Raw genomic sequence first — 16,532 nt, forward strand, 5'->3', positions numbered from 1 at the left:
CCGTGTGCATCGCCCTTTGGGCTCATGGCTGCTTCGGCCGACGACACCATTCCGGTACGCCCCGACGAGGCCCTCGACGTGGAGGCGCTCCATGCGTTTCTGGTGGCGGAGGGCCTGGATGGGGTCGCGGAAGCCCCGCCCACCGTTCGGCAGTTTGGCGGCGGCCATGCCAACCTCACGTACGAGCTGACCTACGACGACGCCGTCTTCGTGCTGCGGCGGCCGCCCCTCGGGCCTGTGCCTGAAGGAGCGCACGACATGGCGCGCGAGTTTACGGTGCTTCGTAAGCTGCACCCCTCGTTCGCGCTGGCGCCACAGGCGTTTCTCTACTGCGACGACCCGTCCGTCATTGGCGCGCCCTTCTTCCTGATGGAGCGCCGCTACGGTACCGTCATCCGCACGACGTGGCCCGACGCGCTTGGCACAGCGGATGCACAGGCCCCCGCCGCGGCGCACACCCTGGTCGATACCCTGGCGCGCTTCCACGCGGTCAACTATGAAGCCATCGGCCTTGGCAACCTCGGGCGTCCGGACGGCTTTATCGAACGACAGATAGCGGGCTGGTGGGACCGGTGGACCGCGGCGCGCCCGGAGCGCCTGTCGGCCATGGCAGCCACCCACGCGTGGCTCAAGGCGCACGTGCCCACGGCTCCGGCCCACACGCTGGTGCACAACGACTACAAGCTGGACAACCTCATGCTCGCTGCCGGCGATGCGCACACGCCAGTGGCTGTGCTCGACTGGGATATGTGCACGCTCGGCGATCCGCTGAGCGACCTCGGCGCGCTGCTTGCCTACTGGGTGACGCCCGACGACCCGGATGCCATGCAGCAGTTTGCTACGATGCCCGTGCACCCGGCCTTTCCGACGCGGCCCCAGCTGGTGGAGCGCTATGCCGCGGCCGCCGAACACGACGTCTCCGATGTTCGCTTCTACCACGCGCTCGGGCTGTTCCGCCTAACCGTTATCGTCGCACAGATCTACGCGCGGTACGCCCGCGGCCAAACGCAGGACGAGCGGTTTGCGGCCCTGCGCCCAATGATCGGCACCGTGGCCGAACGTGCGCACGACGTGGCCACCGGGCACTGGGAATAGGCCACGCGACGCATCCGGCCAGGGCCCGGCCTACATATTCGGGGGCACATCGCTTTTGGGCATCACCGCGACGCGCACGCGCCGGTTTTTGCTGCGGCCCTCGGCGGTGTCGTTTGAGGCCACTGGGTGAAATTGTCCGTACCCCACCACTTCCATGCGTACCGGATCGATGTTGTGCGTCCACCGAAAGTGCCGCACGACGGCCGCCGCGCGGGCCGCGGATAGCTCCCAGTTGCTGGGGTAGATGCTCTTCAGGCGGTCGCCGATGGGCTTATTATCGGTGAACCCCTCCACCCGGATGACGCGCTGCGGGTACTGCTGCTTGATCGTCGCCGCCACTTCTGCAAGCTTGTCGACCCCCGTAGGCGTGAGGTCGGCACTGCCGCTTTTGAAGTACACATCGGTCGACAAGATGCGCACGGTTTCGCCGCGGCGGGCCACGTTTGAAGTCAGCTTGCGCTGCAACTCGTTAATGCGCTGTTGCAGGTTGCCAATTTGCTGCTGTAGCTCGGCATTGCGGCGCTCCAGCTCCATGTTTGTTTGCTGTAGGCGCTCAAGCCGTGCTGTTATTTCGGGCGACGGCCCGGCGGCCTGCTTCGAACCGCTACAGCCGGTACTGAGTAGGAGGAGACAACACAGCGAGAGGCAAGACGTAACGACGCGAGTCGGCGCGAGTCTGCTTAAAGCAAAGGCCATAAACTAACGGCTGGAGTGAAAATAGACGGAACGCTTCGTTGTCCTTTATGCCCCAACCACTGGTGGAGATCCGTCGGTTAACCTGGCGAAACGCATGGCGCCCTTACGTCCCGAGGAGTTTTTTGAGGAGTACCTGCTACAGATTTTGGCGTCGTGCAGCTACATCGCCGTGTTCATCGTATCGATGCCCGCGTTTTACAGCGCCACGCCCTCGCCCCTGTTGCGCGAGCTGTGGCTGATGTGTTTGCTCATCTTGTGCCACGTGGCCAACTGGCCGCTGCTGCAGCTGCGGTGGTACCTGTGGTTTCGGGGCGGGCTTACGCCCTACGCCGGCTTTATGGTGACCATGCTCCTCTTTGGCTCGTTCGGGCTGCCGTTCATGCTACTGATTGACATGCTGCATTGATCGCTCCGTGCGGCAGCCTCTTACGGCCGGCATCACAGCGTCTGCTGGCCCCGGCCAGGAACTTTCGCGGCGGGCCGGCTCGTTGATTGCTGTGTGTCGTTGCAGCGCGCCTCATACCCTTTGTCCCGACCCTGCCTTGCCCATGACTCGTCGTCTTCTTGTTGCCTGCCTGATGCTTGCCTTCAGCGTATCGATCGCTCGCGGGCAGGCCTGCACCTACGATACCACGCGGGCGCCGGTGGAAAATCCCTCGTCGCTCGTCAACTTCCAAGACGCCATCTTTGGGGATACCAATGCGGCAGTCACGGTCATCGAGTACTTCGACCCGAACTGCCCGCACTGCAAGACCATGCATGCGGTGATGAAGCCGGTGATGAAAAACCAGAAGGACGAGGTCCGCTTCGTCTTTAAGCCCTTTCCGTTGCGCCGCTCGTCGCTGCCCGAAATTGAAGCGCTGTATGCCGCCGCGCAGCAAGACAAGTTCATTCCGATGCTCGAAGCCCTGTATGCCCGGCAGAGCCCGAGTGGTCTCGGCACGCGCGACATCCGCGCGGCCGCGGAAGCGGTAGGCATTGCGCCCGATGCCCTGATGAGCCGCGTGCAGGACGGCAGCTTCCGGCCTATGGTGCTAGAGGCTCGCAAGAAGGCCATTCAGATCGGCGTAAACAGCACGCCCACCGTTCTCATCAATGGAAAATTTGTCGCCGGATCTGCCCGCACCAGGGCGTGCATGAACACCCTCATCAACCAGGCGCAGGCCCAGGCCTCAAAGTGACGCCGTTGCGCCGCATTCCCCAATGATTCGGTTGATTGCAATGCCCATGCACTTGCCCACGCGACGCGCGCTGCTTTCGGTGGTAGGGCTCGCGCTCCTGCTCAGCGGCTGTGCGTTCTACAGCTTCAGCGGAGCGGCCATTCCCTCGCATTTGCAAACGATTGCCATTCCGCTCACCATCGACAACACCACAAACCCCGTAGGCGGGTTGGGCACGCGCCTGTCGGACCTGCTGGTGGATCGCTTTGTGAACCAAACGCGCCTTGCACTCACGGCCAACGAGAACCAGGCCGACGTGGTGCTGAACACCCGCATCACGCAATACAACAATCAGCCCGCTACCGTCTCGGGCGACGCGCAGGCCGCGGTAAACCGCGTGCGCATCACGGTAGAGGCACGCTATTACGATCAGGTGCAGGACACCGCCCGCGTGGCACAGGACTTTAGCGCCTTTGCCGACTATGACCCCACCACGGCCGGCCTCGATGGCGAACGCCAAGCCGCGGTTCAGGCGCTTGAGCAGGTGGCCGACAACATTTTTAGCACGGCAACATCCAACTGGTAGCCGCCCCTGCTCGCCCCGCGCGCTGCCGGAAGCGTAACGCCATTTCCACGCCGTCGTGTGGACCCCTCTGACGGATTGCGCCGTAGGAGGAATCGCACTGCACGCATTATCTTTCTGTTTATGGATACGCACGCTTTCGATAGCATCGAGGCGGCCATTGCCGCCATTCGTGACGGACGGCTCGTCATTGTTGTGGATGACGAGGACCGCGAAAATGAGGGCGACTTCATTGGTGCCGCCGAGCACATGACGCCCGAGCGCGTCAACTTTATGGCGCAGCACGGCCGCGGGCTCATCTGTACCGCCCTCACGGCCGAGCGCGCCGACGCGCTGGATCTGGATCTGATGGTAGAAGCCTCGGGGGCCGCGCCCTACCAAACGGCCTTCACGGTGTCGGTCGATTACAAGGAAGGCACCACCACGGGCATCTCGGCGGCCGACCGCTCCAAGACGATTCGGGCCCTGGCCGACCCCGACGCCTCGCCGTTCGACTTTGCGCGGCCGGGGCACGTCTTTCCCCTCAAGGCCCGCTCGGGGGGCGTGCTGCGCCGCGCCGGTCATACCGAAGCGGCCGTTGACCTCGCGCGCCTCGCGGGGTGCGCACCGGCGGGCGCCCTGGTCGAAATCATGAACGACGACGGCTCCATGGCGCGCGTCCCGGACCTGCTCCCGATGGCTGAGGCGCTGGATATGCCCATCGTGACGATTCAGGACCTCATCGCGTACCGGATGCAAAATGAGCGGCTGGTGCACACGGCCTACGAGGCGTCGCTCAACACGGCGTACGGTGCCTTCCGCGTGGTCGCCTTCGAAGAGCAACTGACCGGCGAGGTGCACCTGGCGTTTACCAAGGGCGAATGGACCGAAGACACGCCGGTGCTCGTGCGCGTGCATGCGCAGGACGTCCTGTCGGATGTTTTTGCGGTGTCGGATGTGGACCGCCGTGAGCAGCTCGCCGAGGCCCTACTCATGGTGGCCGATGCAGGGCAGGGCGTTGTGCTCTACATGATGCAAAGCGGGCGCGGCGCCACCCTCGATGCGCTCCGAACGTACGAAGCCCGGCAGCACAGCGACACGAACAGCCAAGCACCGCCGGCCATGGATCCGCGGGACTACGGCATCGGGTGTCAGATCTTGCGCAGCCTGGGCCTTCGCAAGCTGCGGCTGCTTACCAACAACCCACAGAAGCGTGTGGGCCTCGCGGGCTACGGGCTCGAAATTGTCGAACGTGTGCCCCTAACGGTGCCCGAGGCCGTTGCCGAACACCTGGGCGGCGACGGTGCACGTGCGCTTATGCCCTTTCGCCTCGCTCCCCATTCACCATCTGATACTTCGTCATGAACAGCCGCTCGCGTGTTCGTCTTTTTACTGCCGTATACGTCGTTGTAGGAGGCCTGGCCACCGTAATTGCCCTGTACCGCGTGCAGCATGGAGCCTACGCGGGGGCCGCACTGATGGCAGCCATTGCGCTCTTTTCGGCGTATCGGGTGTATACGCTGGACCCCGAGGACGCGTGAGCGTCGCTCCGAAAAACGAACAAAAGAAACGAAAAAAGCCACGTTCCATCGCGGGAACGTGGCTGGTGGGATACGGATGGTTCCGTATCGCCGAAAACCACAGAGAGCGTTGCTCAAACGCCCGGGCACGCTCACATGAGGAGGCACCCCTGTGGTGGGGCTGGAGGGCCCACTTTAGAGAGTTACGGCCGTCAGTCCATCATCTTCCGCCGGAAGGCCGGCGTGTCAAGATCGTCTTTGCGGATGCGCTCCGTGCGCTCCTTCGCGTCGTCCGACCCCGGACGCAGCCGCTGAATGCGCGTGCTCGACGACGAGCCGTTGCTGGATGATTGCGCCGGCGTGTCGGGCGTTGTGTTGCGGGGCTGGCTCTCGCCGTCCGAGGGCGCACGACCCGATGACTCTTCATCGGTGGCGTCTGGCGTCCGCAACTTGCTCCGGCGCATATACGCCGGCTCGTCGAGGTTGCGCAGGTTGTCTTCGCCTTTGTACTGGTACTGCTGCTGCCCCCCATCCAACGGAACGGTGCGGCGCACGCGATCACCCGATGACTGTTGCCGGGGTTGCTGGGGTTGCTGCTGACGGCCCGGCTCAGGATTCTGCCCTGTAGGGGCTGATGGACCCGTAGCCGACTGCTGCGACGCAGGCTGTTGCGCTGCCTGCTGACGCGCGGGCTGCTGACGCGAGGGCTGCTGCCCATCCATCTCGTCGTGCTCTCCGCTGTCAAACCCGGTGGCGATAACCGTCACGCGCAGCTTGTCCTCTAGCGACTCGTCAATCACCGTACCAAAGATGACCTCAACGTCATCCCCGGCCTCTTCTTGAATGATGGTCGTGGCGCGGGTGGCTTCGAGCATGCCCACCGACGGCCCACTCGTAACGTTGACGAGCACGTTCGTCGCTCCGTTGATCGAGAGGCCATCGAGCAGCGGGCTGCTGATTGCCTCAATCGCGGCTTTCTCGGCGCGGTCGTCGCCCGAAGCCGTCGACGATCCCATGAGGGCCGTTCCACCGTCCTTCATGGTGGTGCGTACATCCGCAAAGTCGAGGTTGATGAGCCCGTGCACCGTAATCAGGTCACTGATGCCGCGGGTGGCGTTGTACAGCACCTCGTCGGCCTTCTTAAAGGCCTCAATCATGCTTGTCTTCTCGTCAGAGATGTCGAGGAGCCGCTCGTTTGGAATGACGATGAGCGTGTCAACATTCTGCCGCAGCTTGGCGATGCCATCCATGGCCGTTCGCATGCGCCGACGCCCCTCGCACTGAAAGGGCTTGGTTACGATGGCCACCGTTAGGATGTCCATGCTACGCGCAATGGAAGCCACGACCGGCGCGCCGCCGGTTCCGGTGCCACCGCCCATTCCAGCGGTGATGAACACCATGTCGAAGCCTTCGAGGGCTTGCTGGATCTCTTTCTTGTTTTCCTCGACGGCCTCCGCCCCTACGTTCGGACGAGCGCCGGCGCCGAGGCCCTTGGTCAGGTTTTTTCCCGCCTGCACCTTGTGCGGCGCACGGTTTTCCGCTAGCGCTTGCCCATCGGTGTTGATTGAGATGAACTCTACGCCGCCGCGAATGCCCTTGTCAACCATGTTGTTGATGGCGTTACCGCCGCCGCCCCCAACACCGATCACGCAGATTTTCGCTTCTTCGTTCGCATTGTCATCAAACGAGATGCGTGAACTATATTCATTTTCCATAAAGGTCCCTCCAGTCGTCTGTCATTCAAGGCGCACGCGCCACAGCAGGCGATGGTGAGCAGCCATCGGCTGGTTCTACGCAGCACGGCGCACATCAGATAGTGAGCAGGTTGGCGGTTGTCTGTGATGCGTATGCGAGCACCAAGAAGGGGGAAGGGTTCGCTGGTACAACCGCTCCCTCTCGCGTAGAGCCTCGCACGGGGTACTGCTCGAACAACATACCAACTGCATGACACAAAGTATAACACCGAGCGGATGATGTAAAGACCTACAAGGCGGATTACATCCTTACCGCTTTTGGCTTATGCCACACGCGGCAGCCTCGGAGATTATCCGTTGTTTTGCAACGTTCCTGTATTCATAATTCATCAAACCACGCCTTCATACGACTCGCGATGCGGCTTACCACCGTCTCGCCGGGCGTCTCAAGGCCGCGCGCGTTCGACTCCACGTCTTCCGTGATGGTCGAGCTTCCAATAACTTCGGGCTGCATGCCGTACAACACAAGGCCCACCCCCGTGGCAAACTTCGGATTGCTTACTTCTTCTACAAGTCCGCCGCCAAGCCCCATGGGCATGCCAATGCGCGCATCCATCTCTAGCACCTCGGCCGCCAGTTCGGCCGTGCCCGGAATAAGTGCGCCGCCGCCCGTAACAACAGTTCCTACGCCCAGGTGCCGACCATAGCCGCTTCGCTTGATTTCGATCGCGGCAATTTCCAGAATTTCCTCCATGCGCGGCTGGATGACCTGCGCCAGGGTGTCGCGGCCGATGGTTTTCTCGGGGCGCCCGCCAATGCCTGGGATCTCAATTTGCTCGCCAGGATCGGCAAAGTCAACCAGGGCTGTTCCAAACTGCCGCTTGAGGCGCTCGGCCTGATCGCGCATCACGCCCAGGCCCTTCCGGATGTCGTCGGTGACTTTGTTGCCTGCTACGGCAATGACGGCGGTATGACGGATGGTGTTGTCCTCAAAAACGGCAATGTCGGTAGTGCCCCCGCCGATGTCGATGAGGGCCACGCCCACTTCTTTTTCGTCGTCGTGCAGCACGCTAAAGGATGAAGCCAGCGGCTCTAGCACGATGTCGGCCACCTCGAAGCCCGCTTTTTCGATGCAGCGATAAATGTTCTTCGCCGCCGACACGAGGCCCGTGATGATGTGCACGTTGGCCTCCAGGCGCACGCCGCTCATGCCAATGGGGTCGGCCACGCCGTCTTGCCCATCCACGATAAACTCCTGCGGAATCACATGCAGGATCTCGCGGTCGGCCGGCATGGCCACGTGCATGGTATCTTCCAGCAGGCGCTGCACGTCGCTCTCCGTAATTTCGCCATTGCTAATCGTCACCACACCGCGGCTTTGAAAGCTCTGCACGTGATCGCCCGCAATGCCGACAATGACGCTGTGCACCTCAACCCCCGCGGCCCGCTCGGCCTCCTCGATGGCGGCGCGCACGGCGCGCACGGTACGGTCGATGTTTACCACAACGCCTCGGTTGAGGCCGTCGGACGGGGCCACGCCGACCCCAAGGATATTTACGCGCCCCAAGTCGTCTTTGCCGGCCACGACCGCGCATACCTTGGTCGTGCCAATGTCGACGCCTACAACAATCTGCTCACTCATGAAGGTGTGTCGGGTTGTGGAGGTCCAGCGCCAGGCAGGCAACCCCTACCGCGGCGGCCGCGCCTGCGTGATGACTTGTCCGTTGAAGCGAAGGTCTACATACCCAATGGTAGGGGACGCGGGCGGCGCTTGCAAGACCTGCGTCCAGAAGGAATACAAGCGCTTCATTTTTTGCCGGTACGGCGGGTCTCCTACCTGAATGGGGATACTGCCGTATGCCGCCACGGGTTGCGTGTACCCCCACAATCCCTCGTCGCGCACCACCAGCTCGGCCATCAGGGCCAGCGTGCCGGTGTCTGCCAGGGCACGCAGCGCGCGCTGTACCGGCGCGGGCACCGCGGGGGGCGTGCCGTCGGTCGGTACGCCCCGAAGCAGCGGCACGTTGGGAACGGGGGCGGGCCGCAGCGGCAACGCCACACCGGAGGTATCGACGTAGAAGGCGGGTGTTCGGTCGGGGCCTAAGACCAACGCCACGGGCCGACGCTCCCGCACCACCAGCTCCAGCGCTTGGTCCGTAGGCTGCTTGTACACGGTTGCATCGCGCACCCACGGGTGCTGCTCGACGTAGCGCGCCGCCTGCGCCACATTCACGTCATGCAGCGGGGTGCGATGCGGCAGCCGCATCATCTGGCGCAGCGTGTCGGGGTGCGCGTAGCGCGCGCCCACCACCTCTATGCGCGTCACCACAAGGCTCGTTTGCCACCACCACAGCCCGATGCTTAGCACAGCAACCGCTGCTATGGCAATGAGCCCTTGGCGGGTGCCAAACAGCAGGCGCGCACCCGCTTGCACGAGCTTCTTGAGAAGCGCCAGGACCTTCGCAAGCATGCGGAGCACATCCTTCATGCGACAGAGGGCGTTTCTGGTTCGGCGCTCGCTCCAATACGATCCGCAAAGGCGCGGCTCGATCGCCAGATGTCGCCCGCCCCCAGCATGAGCACCACGTCTCCGGCGCGCGTCTCCGCCGCCAATCGATCCGGCAGCTCCTCCAGGGCGTCAACGTACTGCACGTTGCGGTGCCCGTACGCCGCCGCCCGCTCGGCCACCGCCGCTCCGCTGACCCCCTCGATGGGCGCTTCGCGTGCACCGTAAATGCTGGTCACAACAAGTACGTCGGCATTAAAGAAGGCCCGCGCAAACGCATCCAGAAAGTCGCGGGTTCGAGAGTAAAGGTGCGGCTGAAAGACCGCGACGATCCGGCGGTCGGGAAAGCCTTCGCTGGCCGCCTCAAGGGTCGCCCGCAGCTCGGTGGGATGGTGCGCGTAGTCGTCGATCACCGTGATGCCCTGGCCCGTTCCAATTTCCTGAAACCGGCGCCGCACGCCCGAGAACCGCCCGAGGGCCGCTTGGATGGCCGAAAAGTCAACGTCGAGCTCCAGCCCAACAGCCACCGCGGCCAGCGCATTGCGCACGTTATGAAGCCCCGGCACGGGAAGCGTGATGGTGCCCAACGGCTCCTCCCGGTGATGCACCGCAAAGCGTGTGGAAAGGCCCTCTCGCTGAATGTTTTCGGCCCGCACCTCCGCCTGTCGCGTGGTGCCATAGGTGAGCACGCGCCGCTCGATGCGCCCCATGATGGCCTGCACGTTGGGGTCGTCGAGGCACACGATGGCCGCGCCAAAAAACGGCACGCTGTTGGCGTAGCGCACAAACGCCTCCTGAATGTCGGCGAGGTCCTCGTAGATGTCCAGATGGTCGGCCTCGATGCTCGTGATGACGGCCAGCGACGGGGTGAGCCGCAGGAACGTACGATCGTATTCGTCGGCTTCAATCACAATAATGTCGCCCTCGCCCGCCACCGCGTTCGATCCAAAAACGGCCACTTTGCCGCCCACAATGATGGTAGGGTCGAAGTCGCCATCGGTGGCCACAAGGCCCACCATCGATGTCGTGGTGGTTTTGCCGTGCGTGCCAGCGATGCCCACGCCAAACTTCATGCGCATCAGCTCGCCCAGCATTTCGGAGCGTGGAATCAACGAGATGCGTTGCTGCTCGGCGGCCTGGGTTTCGGGGTTGGCTTCGGGATCAATGGCCGACGAGTAGACGACCACGTCGGCGCCCTCCACCTGGGCGGCGTCGTGCCCTTCGTAGATGGTCGCGCCGAGGTCGGCGAGGTGATCGGTTACCTCGGAGGTGTGCAGGTCGGACCCGGTGATGCGGTAGCCGCGGTTCAGAAGCACCTCGGCGATGGAGCTCATGCCGATGCCTCCGATCCCCACCATGTGAATCTGGCGGATGCGACCAAAAGCGGGCTGTCGTCGACGGGCAGTCATGCGTGGGGCGTGGGTGAGGAAGAATGAGCACGAGCGATGGAGCAGATGTCGCGGGCGATGACCGCTGCGGCCTCCGGACGGGCCAACTGCTGGGCGGCGCGCGTCATGGCGGCACGGGCCGAGGCATCGTCGAGCAGGGCGGTTACGGCCGCCACCAGCTCAGACGAGAGGCGGGGTTCGGGCAGCACGCGGGCGGCGCCTGCAGCGGCCATGCTCTCCGCATTTTTGGTCTGATGATCGGCAACCACGTTGGGCGAGGGCACGAGCACGGCCGGCGTGCCCGTCACCAAAAGCTCGCTGCACGTGAGCGCCCCGGCCCGACAGAGCGCCACGTCGGTAGCGGCGTATGCGGCGTCCATCCGGTCGAGGTACGGCGCCATGCGCAGCCGCGGATGCGACGGGATGCGCGCGTGCAACGCTTCGTAGTAGCGGGTTCCGGTTTGCCACAGGATGTAGGTGTTGGGGCGGTCCAGCAATGCACCGAGCGACGCCTCAAGGGCATCGTTGAGGGCCGCGCTTCCGAGCGAGCCGCCGAGTACGGTGAGCAGCGTCGCGTCCTCGGGCATGCCAATGTGCGCCCGGCCCTCGGCCCGCGTGGTCTGCTGCAACTGCTGCCGCGTGGGGTTGCCCGTTACGCGCACATCGGCTGTTGGAAAATACGCTTCTGCTTCCGGAAAAGCCACATGCACCCGCGTGCTCAGGTACCCAAGCAGCCGGTTGGTGACGCCGGGATAGGCATTTTGCTCTTGTACCACAATCGGACATCCCTGCAAGCGAGCCGCAAGTAGCACCGGGCCGGCCACGTAGCCGCCCGTTCCCACCACAACCGCCGGCTCCAGCGCGCGCACCAGCTTCCAACTGTCCCACAGCCCCTCCAGCAGACGCAGCGGAAACCGCAGGTTCTCGAGCGTCCACGCCCGTTGAAAGCCGCTCACCGTAATGGGATGAAAGGCGTAGCCCGCCTTCGGAACGGCCGTCGCCTCCAGGCGATCGCGCGTCCCGGCAAATGCGACGTGCACGTGGGGTGCAGCCTGCGTGAGCGCATCGGCAATGGCGAGCGCCGGGTAGACGTGCCCCCCGGTGCCGCCGCCGGCCATAAGAATGCGAAGCGAAGGGTTCATAAGCTATATCATGCGGATGCGTCCACGGGAGCGGGAGGGGGCCGCTGATGATTTGTCGGGAGCGGCCGTGTTGGGGCGCGGCGATGTTTGCTGTGACGACTTGTGCCGTGAGATGTTGAGCAGCACGCCCACCATAACCCCGTTCACCACCATCGACGTGCCGCCGTACGACACGAATGGCAGCGGCAAGCCGGTAACGGGCAGAAATCCGGTGGAGACGCCCGCATGCACAAAGCCGTACACCGCAATCATGGTGGTGAGGCCTACGGCCATGAAGACGCCGAGCGGATCGGGGGCGTCGCGTGCGATGCGCAGGTAGCCCCGGAACAGCAGAACACCAAAGCAAAACAGCAGGCCCAGCGCGCCCAGCGCGCCGTATTCTTCCGCAATGATCGCGAAGATGAAGTCGTTGTAGGGGGCCGGCAAGAAGTCACGTTGCACGCTCTTTCCCGGCCCCACGCCGGTGAGTCCGCCCATGGCAATGGCAATGCGCGCCTGATACGCCTGATAGCCCTCTCCGCGCAGGCTCATGGTCGCCGTAGAGTCGGTAGAGGCAAACAGGTCGGTCCCCAGGAACGATTCGACGCGCGCGGCCCGCGAGGGGGACGTATACACCATGCCGGCCGCAAGCCCAAGGCCCAGTAGGACCAAAATGCTTAGCTGCAGAATGCTCACGCGGCCCACGAAGCACATCACCAGCACAGAAAACAGCACCACCGCCGATGTGGACAGGTCATCCAGGCCAATCAGCCCAATGGTAATACCGGCCCAAAACAGCAGCGGGAGAAAGGCACGACTGAAGTCTTTGATGTACTCTTGCTTTTGCGCCAGCAGGCTTGCAAGGTAGATCACGAGCGTAATGCGAGCCAAATCGGACGGCTGAAACCCGAACCCTGCAATGTTGAGCCAGCGGTCGGGGCCGTCGGTGAACGCGCCGGTGATCTTCACAATGAGCAGCAGCCCAATGGAGAGGAGCAGGCCGTGCCGGCTGTAGCGGGCGACGGTGTGGTAATCGATCCGGCTTACGATGCCCATGACGGCCAGGGCGATGCCCACACGCACCACGTGGCGTAACAAAAACGTTTCGGTGGGCATATTGAAGCGCGCCTCGGCAAAAAACGCCACCGCACTGTACACCGCCACCACGCCCACGACCGAAAGCCCAAGCACGACCCAGGGGACGTACTTGTCGGCCGGCGCCCGGGCCGAAAGCATCGATTTGAGCGTAGATAACAGCTTCATAGCGATTACAACTTACAGCGCCCGGACGGACGCACGAAAATGCTGTCCGCGATCTTCGTAGTTTTCAAACATATCGAACGAGGAGCAGGCCGGGCTGAGGAGTACCACGTCGCCGGGCTGGGCCAACGCCCGGCTGCGCCGCACGGCATCGTCCATCGAGGTGGCGTGCGCGCAGGCGTCGGCGTGCGCGCCGAGCTCCTCCTGAACCGTTGCCGCGCTCTCGCCCATCGCCACCACAGCCCGCACCCGATCGCGCACAAGCGGTTGCAAACGTTCGTAAGCGTTCCCCTTGTCGCGGCCGCCGGCAATGAGCACGATGGGGCGCTCAAAGCTCTGCAGCGCATACCACACCGCTTCTACGTTGGTTGCCTTGGAATCGTTGACGTACTGCACGTCGCCCAGCGTGCGCACGAGCTCCAGGCGATGGCGGACGCCCTCAAACGTGGTGAGGCCCGCTCGCAGCGCCGCGGGCGACAGCCCCAGCGCGTAGCCCGCCAATCCCGCAGCCTGCGCATTGTACAGGTTGTGCGCGCCGCGCAGCGACACCTCGTCGGTTGGAAGCAGAGGCGTTTCCTGTCCCTCGTCGCGCACAATCAGCTGTCCGTCGGCGACAAACATGCCGGCGCCTCGGCGCTGCTCCTGACTAAACGCGAGTCGGCGTACGCCGTGGGCGTCGGCATGTGCCACGGCGGCAGGTCGAATGCGCGCATCGTCGTGATTGTACACGATGACGTCGCCCGCCGACTGCCGCGCAAAGAGGCGGAGCTTGGCCGCGGCATACGCATCGACGGAGCCATCGTAGCGATCGAGGTGGTCGGGGGTGATGTTAAGCAAAACGCTCACCGCCGGACGAAACGTGTCGACGTGATCCAGCTGGAAGCTTGACACCTCCAGAATCACGACGTCGCGTGCCCGCGCCGCCCGCGCATGGTCCGAGAACGGCGTGCCCACGTTGCCCGCCACGATGACCCGGCGGTCCGTGTTAGCAAACGCGGTGGCACACAAGTGGCCGGCGAGGTGGGTGGTGGTCGTCTTGCCGTTGGTGCCGGTGATGGCCACGATGGGTGCTTCGCAGAACCACGAGGCGACCTCAATCTCGGAATAGAGCGGAAGCCCGTGCGCCAGCACGGACTGCAGGAGCGGCGATTGCGTAGGCACGCCCGGGCTTGTGACGACGAAATCGGCCTGGAGGGCGCGCTCGGTGTGGCCGTTGAACTCGTACGCGATGCCCGCGCCTGCGAGGCGCTGCGGCAGATCAGCGGCAGGAGCACCGTGGTCGGTCAGAAATACGCGGGCCCCGGCGGCGGCAAGTAGCTCAGCCGCGGCCCGTCCGCTGCGCGCGCCCCCCACAACGGTTACAGCAGCATCGGTCACAGACGATGGGGCAGGCATACACGAGCAGGGTAACGAGGGAGCAAATCAGTAGCAGTTGCAAGCGCGGCCCGCCGGTGCGTTCCTTGGCTGCGATCTCCCTGGACGGAGGAGGTCGCCCCATTGCGGAGTTTGCCCCTCCGGGATGACCTAAAGGCCTCACCACAGGCATGACCTAAAGGCTCCCACGCTCCCACTGGTCGCTCGCAATGACAACACGGGTTGATGGCAATAGTGCAGTGTCGATGGTTCAATCGGCTGTTCGGGCCGCTTTGCGCAACTGCACGCTCAACGTACGACAAAGCGATCCTCTCCTTGTCATCGCGAGGACTGAGCGGAGTGAAGGACGTGGCGATCTCCATGTACGAACAAGAACGCTCGGTTGCGGAGATTGCCTTTTCGGGACGACCTGAAGGCCCTAATTTTTATTCGTTACGCTATTGCCAAACTGCGGAGATTGCCGCGCTCACTGCGTTCGCTCGCAATGACAACGTTGGTTGATGGCAAGAACGATTCGTTAATGGTTCAGATGATCGTTCGGGCCCGGGTTGCTCTACTGCACGCTCAACGAACGACAAAGCAATCCGCTCCTTGTCATCGCGAGGAATGAGCGCAAGCGAATGACGTGGCGATCTCCATGTACGAACAAGAACGCTCGGTTGCGGAGATTGCCTTTTCGGGACGACCTGAAGGCCCCAATTTTTACTCGTTACGCTATTGCCAAACTGCGGAGATTGCACCACAGGCATGACCTAAAGGCCCCCGCGCTCACTGCGTTCGCTCGCAATGACAACGTTGGTTGATGGCAAGAACGATTCGTTAATGGTTCAGATGATCGTTCGGGCCCGGGTTGCTCTACTGCACGCTCAACGAACGACAAAGCAATCCGCTCCTTGTCATCGCGAGGACTGAACGAAGTGAAGGACGTGGCGATCTCCATGTACGGGCAGAAACGCCCTGTTGCGGAGATTGCCACACAAGACAACGCAATCCCCCGACCGGGTCAGTGTGAATGAGCGGGCTGGTCGGCGTCACGCGTCGGTGGCGTGTAGGCGGTGGCCATCTGGGTACTCGAAAAGGATTTCGCCGGTCGGGCCGACGATGCATCCCCCTGTTCGCCTCGCGCTCCGCGGGGGTGTACCGAATAAGACTCACCGGGTCGGCCCCATGCCGACGAAAAAGGCATCCGGCTCGGTGAGCGATCGGAAAAGAGCCTCTGCGATCGTGCGTCCGCCTTGGGCGTTCGGCTCAATCTGCAAGGTGAAGTCCGAGGGCTCGGTGCACACGCGCCGCAGGTCGATAACGGGGCACTTATAATCGATCGCGGCCTGGATGGTGCGGTCGTTCCAAAGCCGAAGCGCCGTAGACACAATCGCCTGGCGTGGGCCCCTGCCCCCCGCCGCCTCGGGAAAATTCCCGTTGTACACGGCGCACACCGTCACCGGCAGGCCCGTGGCCACTACCTTCTGAAGAGCCGATCGGTAGGCTGCGTCAAACCGCTCCGTTGCCTCGTGCAGCACAGACAGCGCCTCCCCAACCGTGCGTGCCGACTGACTGAGAAGACCGATGTCCGTTACCGCATCATTGCCGCCAACACTGAGAACGATGTGGGTCGCTTCCGGGGGGCAGGTGTCCAGTTGATACGGGATGTCGCGGACCTTTGCACCGTCCACAGCCACGAGCGACGCCCGATGGGCTTCCGGAAGCAGATCATTCAGATGATCGGTGACGGACGGCGCACCGCTGGTGTATGCCTTGTTGTCGAGGGTGGAATCGCCGAGAAGTGCAATATGCATGGATTGCGGGTGTTTGTGAGGATGACGGATGAATCGCGGCACTCACGATGAGGACAACGAGGTGCTCTCGTCACGATCTGTTCCCGAATCGGAGGGTCTTCCTGAGCCACCGATCCAGCGGATTGGGATCTGTGCAGGCCGCATGCCACGCGCCGAACGTCATCGCGCGTCCTTCGTGGAGGTCGAGGTCTCCGTTGGGCATGCGGACGAAACGGCGCTTCTGGGCTTCCTTCTTGACACGGTTCATGGCCGCAGGAGAACTGTAGGAAAAATCGTATCGCGATGTATATGTACGAACGGCGCCAGATGCATCGGACATGAGATGTCTGATGCGTGGGGCGTCCTGTAGCAGCGCCCCTT

Annotated in this window: 15 protein-coding genes; 6 read left to right on the forward strand and 9 right to left on the reverse strand. The window is 63.3% G+C overall.

Annotation, left to right across the window (positions count from 1 at the left end; genetic code table 11):
• Window positions 1-24 precede the first annotated feature (24 nt).
• The gene (locus tag SALLO_RS0107295; RefSeq protein WP_022835655.1) at window positions 25-1,095 is read left to right on the forward strand and encodes a phosphotransferase family protein; all 1,071 of its coding nucleotides are present in this window, start codon (window positions 25-27) and stop codon (window positions 1,093-1,095) included.
• A gap of 30 nt (window positions 1,096-1,125) precedes the next feature.
• Here SALLO_RS0107295 and SALLO_RS15900 read toward each other — a convergent pair whose 3' ends face one another.
• Entirely contained in the window at window positions 1,126-1,629 is a 504-nt protein-coding gene (locus tag SALLO_RS15900) for an OmpA/MotB family protein (protein ID WP_022835656.1), read from the reverse strand.
• A gap of 256 nt (window positions 1,630-1,885) precedes the next feature.
• Between SALLO_RS15900 and SALLO_RS0107305 the strand changes: the two genes are divergently transcribed.
• The 5 genes from SALLO_RS0107305 to SALLO_RS0107325 all read left to right on the forward strand — a co-directional run bounded on the left by SALLO_RS0107305 (window position 1,886) and on the right by SALLO_RS0107325 (window position 5,054).
• On the forward strand, window positions 1,886-2,197 hold the full coding sequence (locus SALLO_RS0107305; protein WP_022835657.1) for a hypothetical protein: 312 nt from the start codon (window positions 1,886-1,888) through the stop codon (window positions 2,195-2,197).
• Window positions 2,198-2,339: 142 nt separating this feature from the next.
• On the forward strand, window positions 2,340-2,972 hold the full coding sequence (locus SALLO_RS15905; RefSeq protein ID WP_084696206.1) for a DsbA family protein: 633 nt from the start codon (window positions 2,340-2,342) through the stop codon (window positions 2,970-2,972).
• A gap of 40 nt (window positions 2,973-3,012) precedes the next feature.
• Window positions 3,013-3,537 (forward strand): LPS assembly lipoprotein LptE, encoded by a 525-nt coding sequence (gene lptE / locus SALLO_RS0107315; protein ID WP_228702792.1) that lies wholly within the window; start codon window positions 3,013-3,015, stop codon window positions 3,535-3,537.
• Window positions 3,538-3,657: 120 nt separating this feature from the next.
• A complete protein-coding gene (gene ribB, locus SALLO_RS15910; RefSeq protein WP_022835660.1) occupies window positions 3,658-4,878 on the forward strand; it encodes a 3,4-dihydroxy-2-butanone-4-phosphate synthase in 1,221 nt (406 codons plus the stop codon).
• On the forward strand, window positions 4,875-5,054 hold the full coding sequence (locus SALLO_RS0107325) for a hypothetical protein (RefSeq protein WP_022835661.1): 180 nt from the start codon (window positions 4,875-4,877) through the stop codon (window positions 5,052-5,054). Before ribB ends, SALLO_RS0107325 begins: the two co-directional genes overlap by 4 nt.
• A 191-nt stretch (window positions 5,055-5,245) precedes the next feature.
• Here the strand turns inward: SALLO_RS0107325 and ftsZ are convergent, their stop codons facing one another.
• From ftsZ to SALLO_RS15920, 8 genes are all read right to left on the reverse strand, one after another.
• On the reverse strand, window positions 5,246-6,748 hold the full coding sequence (gene ftsZ, locus SALLO_RS18730; RefSeq protein ID WP_022835662.1) for a cell division protein FtsZ: 1,503 nt from the start codon (window positions 6,746-6,748) through the stop codon (window positions 5,246-5,248).
• Window positions 6,749-7,106: 358 nt separating this feature from the next.
• A complete protein-coding gene (gene ftsA, locus SALLO_RS0107335; RefSeq protein ID WP_022835663.1) occupies window positions 7,107-8,369 on the reverse strand; it encodes a cell division protein FtsA in 1,263 nt (420 codons plus the stop codon).
• Window positions 8,370-8,414: 45 nt separating this feature from the next.
• The gene (locus SALLO_RS0107340; protein WP_022835664.1) at window positions 8,415-9,215 is read right to left on the reverse strand and encodes a cell division protein FtsQ/DivIB; all 801 of its coding nucleotides are present in this window, start codon (window positions 9,213-9,215) and stop codon (window positions 8,415-8,417) included.
• The gene (gene murC / locus SALLO_RS0107345; protein WP_022835665.1) at window positions 9,212-10,642 is read right to left on the reverse strand and encodes a UDP-N-acetylmuramate--L-alanine ligase; all 1,431 of its coding nucleotides are present in this window, start codon (window positions 10,640-10,642) and stop codon (window positions 9,212-9,214) included. The genes SALLO_RS0107340 and murC overlap by 4 nt, the downstream gene beginning before the upstream one ends.
• Window positions 10,639-11,763 (reverse strand): undecaprenyldiphospho-muramoylpentapeptide beta-N-acetylglucosaminyltransferase, encoded by a 1,125-nt coding sequence (gene murG, locus SALLO_RS0107350; RefSeq protein ID WP_022835666.1) that lies wholly within the window; start codon window positions 11,761-11,763, stop codon window positions 10,639-10,641. Before murG ends, murC begins: the two co-directional genes overlap by 4 nt.
• 3 nt (window positions 11,764-11,766) lie before the next feature.
• Window positions 11,767-13,005, reverse strand: coding sequence for an FtsW/RodA/SpoVE family cell cycle protein (locus SALLO_RS15915; RefSeq protein WP_022835667.1), 1,239 nt, complete (start codon window positions 13,003-13,005; stop codon window positions 11,767-11,769).
• Window positions 13,006-13,017: 12 nt separating this feature from the next.
• Window positions 13,018-14,379 carry a UDP-N-acetylmuramoyl-L-alanine--D-glutamate ligase gene (murD, locus tag SALLO_RS0107360; RefSeq protein ID WP_022835668.1) on the reverse strand — a complete coding sequence of 454 codons (1,362 nt, stop codon included), beginning with the start codon at window positions 14,377-14,379 and terminating at the stop codon, window positions 13,018-13,020.
• Between the two features lie 1,148 nt (window positions 14,380-15,527).
• Entirely contained in the window at window positions 15,528-16,172 is a 645-nt protein-coding gene (locus tag SALLO_RS15920; RefSeq protein WP_022835669.1) for an SGNH/GDSL hydrolase family protein, read from the reverse strand.
• Between the last annotated feature and the right edge of the window lie 360 nt (window positions 16,173-16,532).

Origin of the sequence: Salisaeta longa DSM 21114, from assembly GCF_000419585.1 — a bacterium.
GTDB lineage: Bacteria > Bacteroidota > Rhodothermia > Rhodothermales > Salinibacteraceae > Salisaeta > Salisaeta longa.

What these genes read in the sequence shown, in the direction of transcription:
- SALLO_RS0107295 (WP_022835655.1), top strand. Translation starts at nt 25, where the DNA reads ATGGCTGCTTCGGCCGACGACACCATTCCGGTACGCCCCGACGAGGCC.
- SALLO_RS15900 (WP_022835656.1), bottom strand. Translation starts at nt 1,629, where the DNA reads ATGGAGCTGGAGCGCCGCAATGCCGAGCTACAGCAGCAAATTGGCAAC.
- SALLO_RS0107305 (WP_022835657.1), top strand. Translation starts at nt 1,886, where the DNA reads ATGGCGCCCTTACGTCCCGAGGAGTTTTTTGAGGAGTACCTGCTACAG.
- SALLO_RS15905 (WP_084696206.1), top strand. Translation starts at nt 2,340, where the DNA reads ATGACTCGTCGTCTTCTTGTTGCCTGCCTGATGCTTGCCTTCAGCGTA.
- lptE (WP_228702792.1), top strand. Translation starts at nt 3,013, where the DNA reads ATGCCCATGCACTTGCCCACGCGACGCGCGCTGCTTTCGGTGGTAGGG.
- ribB (WP_022835660.1), top strand. Translation starts at nt 3,658, where the DNA reads ATGGATACGCACGCTTTCGATAGCATCGAGGCGGCCATTGCCGCCATT.
- SALLO_RS0107325 (WP_022835661.1), top strand. Translation starts at nt 4,875, where the DNA reads ATGAACAGCCGCTCGCGTGTTCGTCTTTTTACTGCCGTATACGTCGTT.
- ftsZ (WP_022835662.1), bottom strand. Translation starts at nt 6,748, where the DNA reads ATGGAAAATGAATATAGTTCACGCATCTCGTTTGATGACAATGCGAAC.
- ftsA (WP_022835663.1), bottom strand. Translation starts at nt 8,369, where the DNA reads ATGAGTGAGCAGATTGTTGTAGGCGTCGACATTGGCACGACCAAGGTA.
- SALLO_RS0107340 (WP_022835664.1), bottom strand. Translation starts at nt 9,215, where the DNA reads ATGAAGGATGTGCTCCGCATGCTTGCGAAGGTCCTGGCGCTTCTCAAG.
- murC (WP_022835665.1), bottom strand. Translation starts at nt 10,642, where the DNA reads ATGACTGCCCGTCGACGACAGCCCGCTTTTGGTCGCATCCGCCAGATT.
- murG (WP_022835666.1), bottom strand. Translation starts at nt 11,763, where the DNA reads ATGAACCCTTCGCTTCGCATTCTTATGGCCGGCGGCGGCACCGGGGGG.
- SALLO_RS15915 (WP_022835667.1), bottom strand. Translation starts at nt 13,005, where the DNA reads ATGAAGCTGTTATCTACGCTCAAATCGATGCTTTCGGCCCGGGCGCCG.
- SALLO_RS15920 (WP_022835669.1), bottom strand. Translation starts at nt 16,172, where the DNA reads ATGCATATTGCACTTCTCGGCGATTCCACCCTCGACAACAAGGCATAC.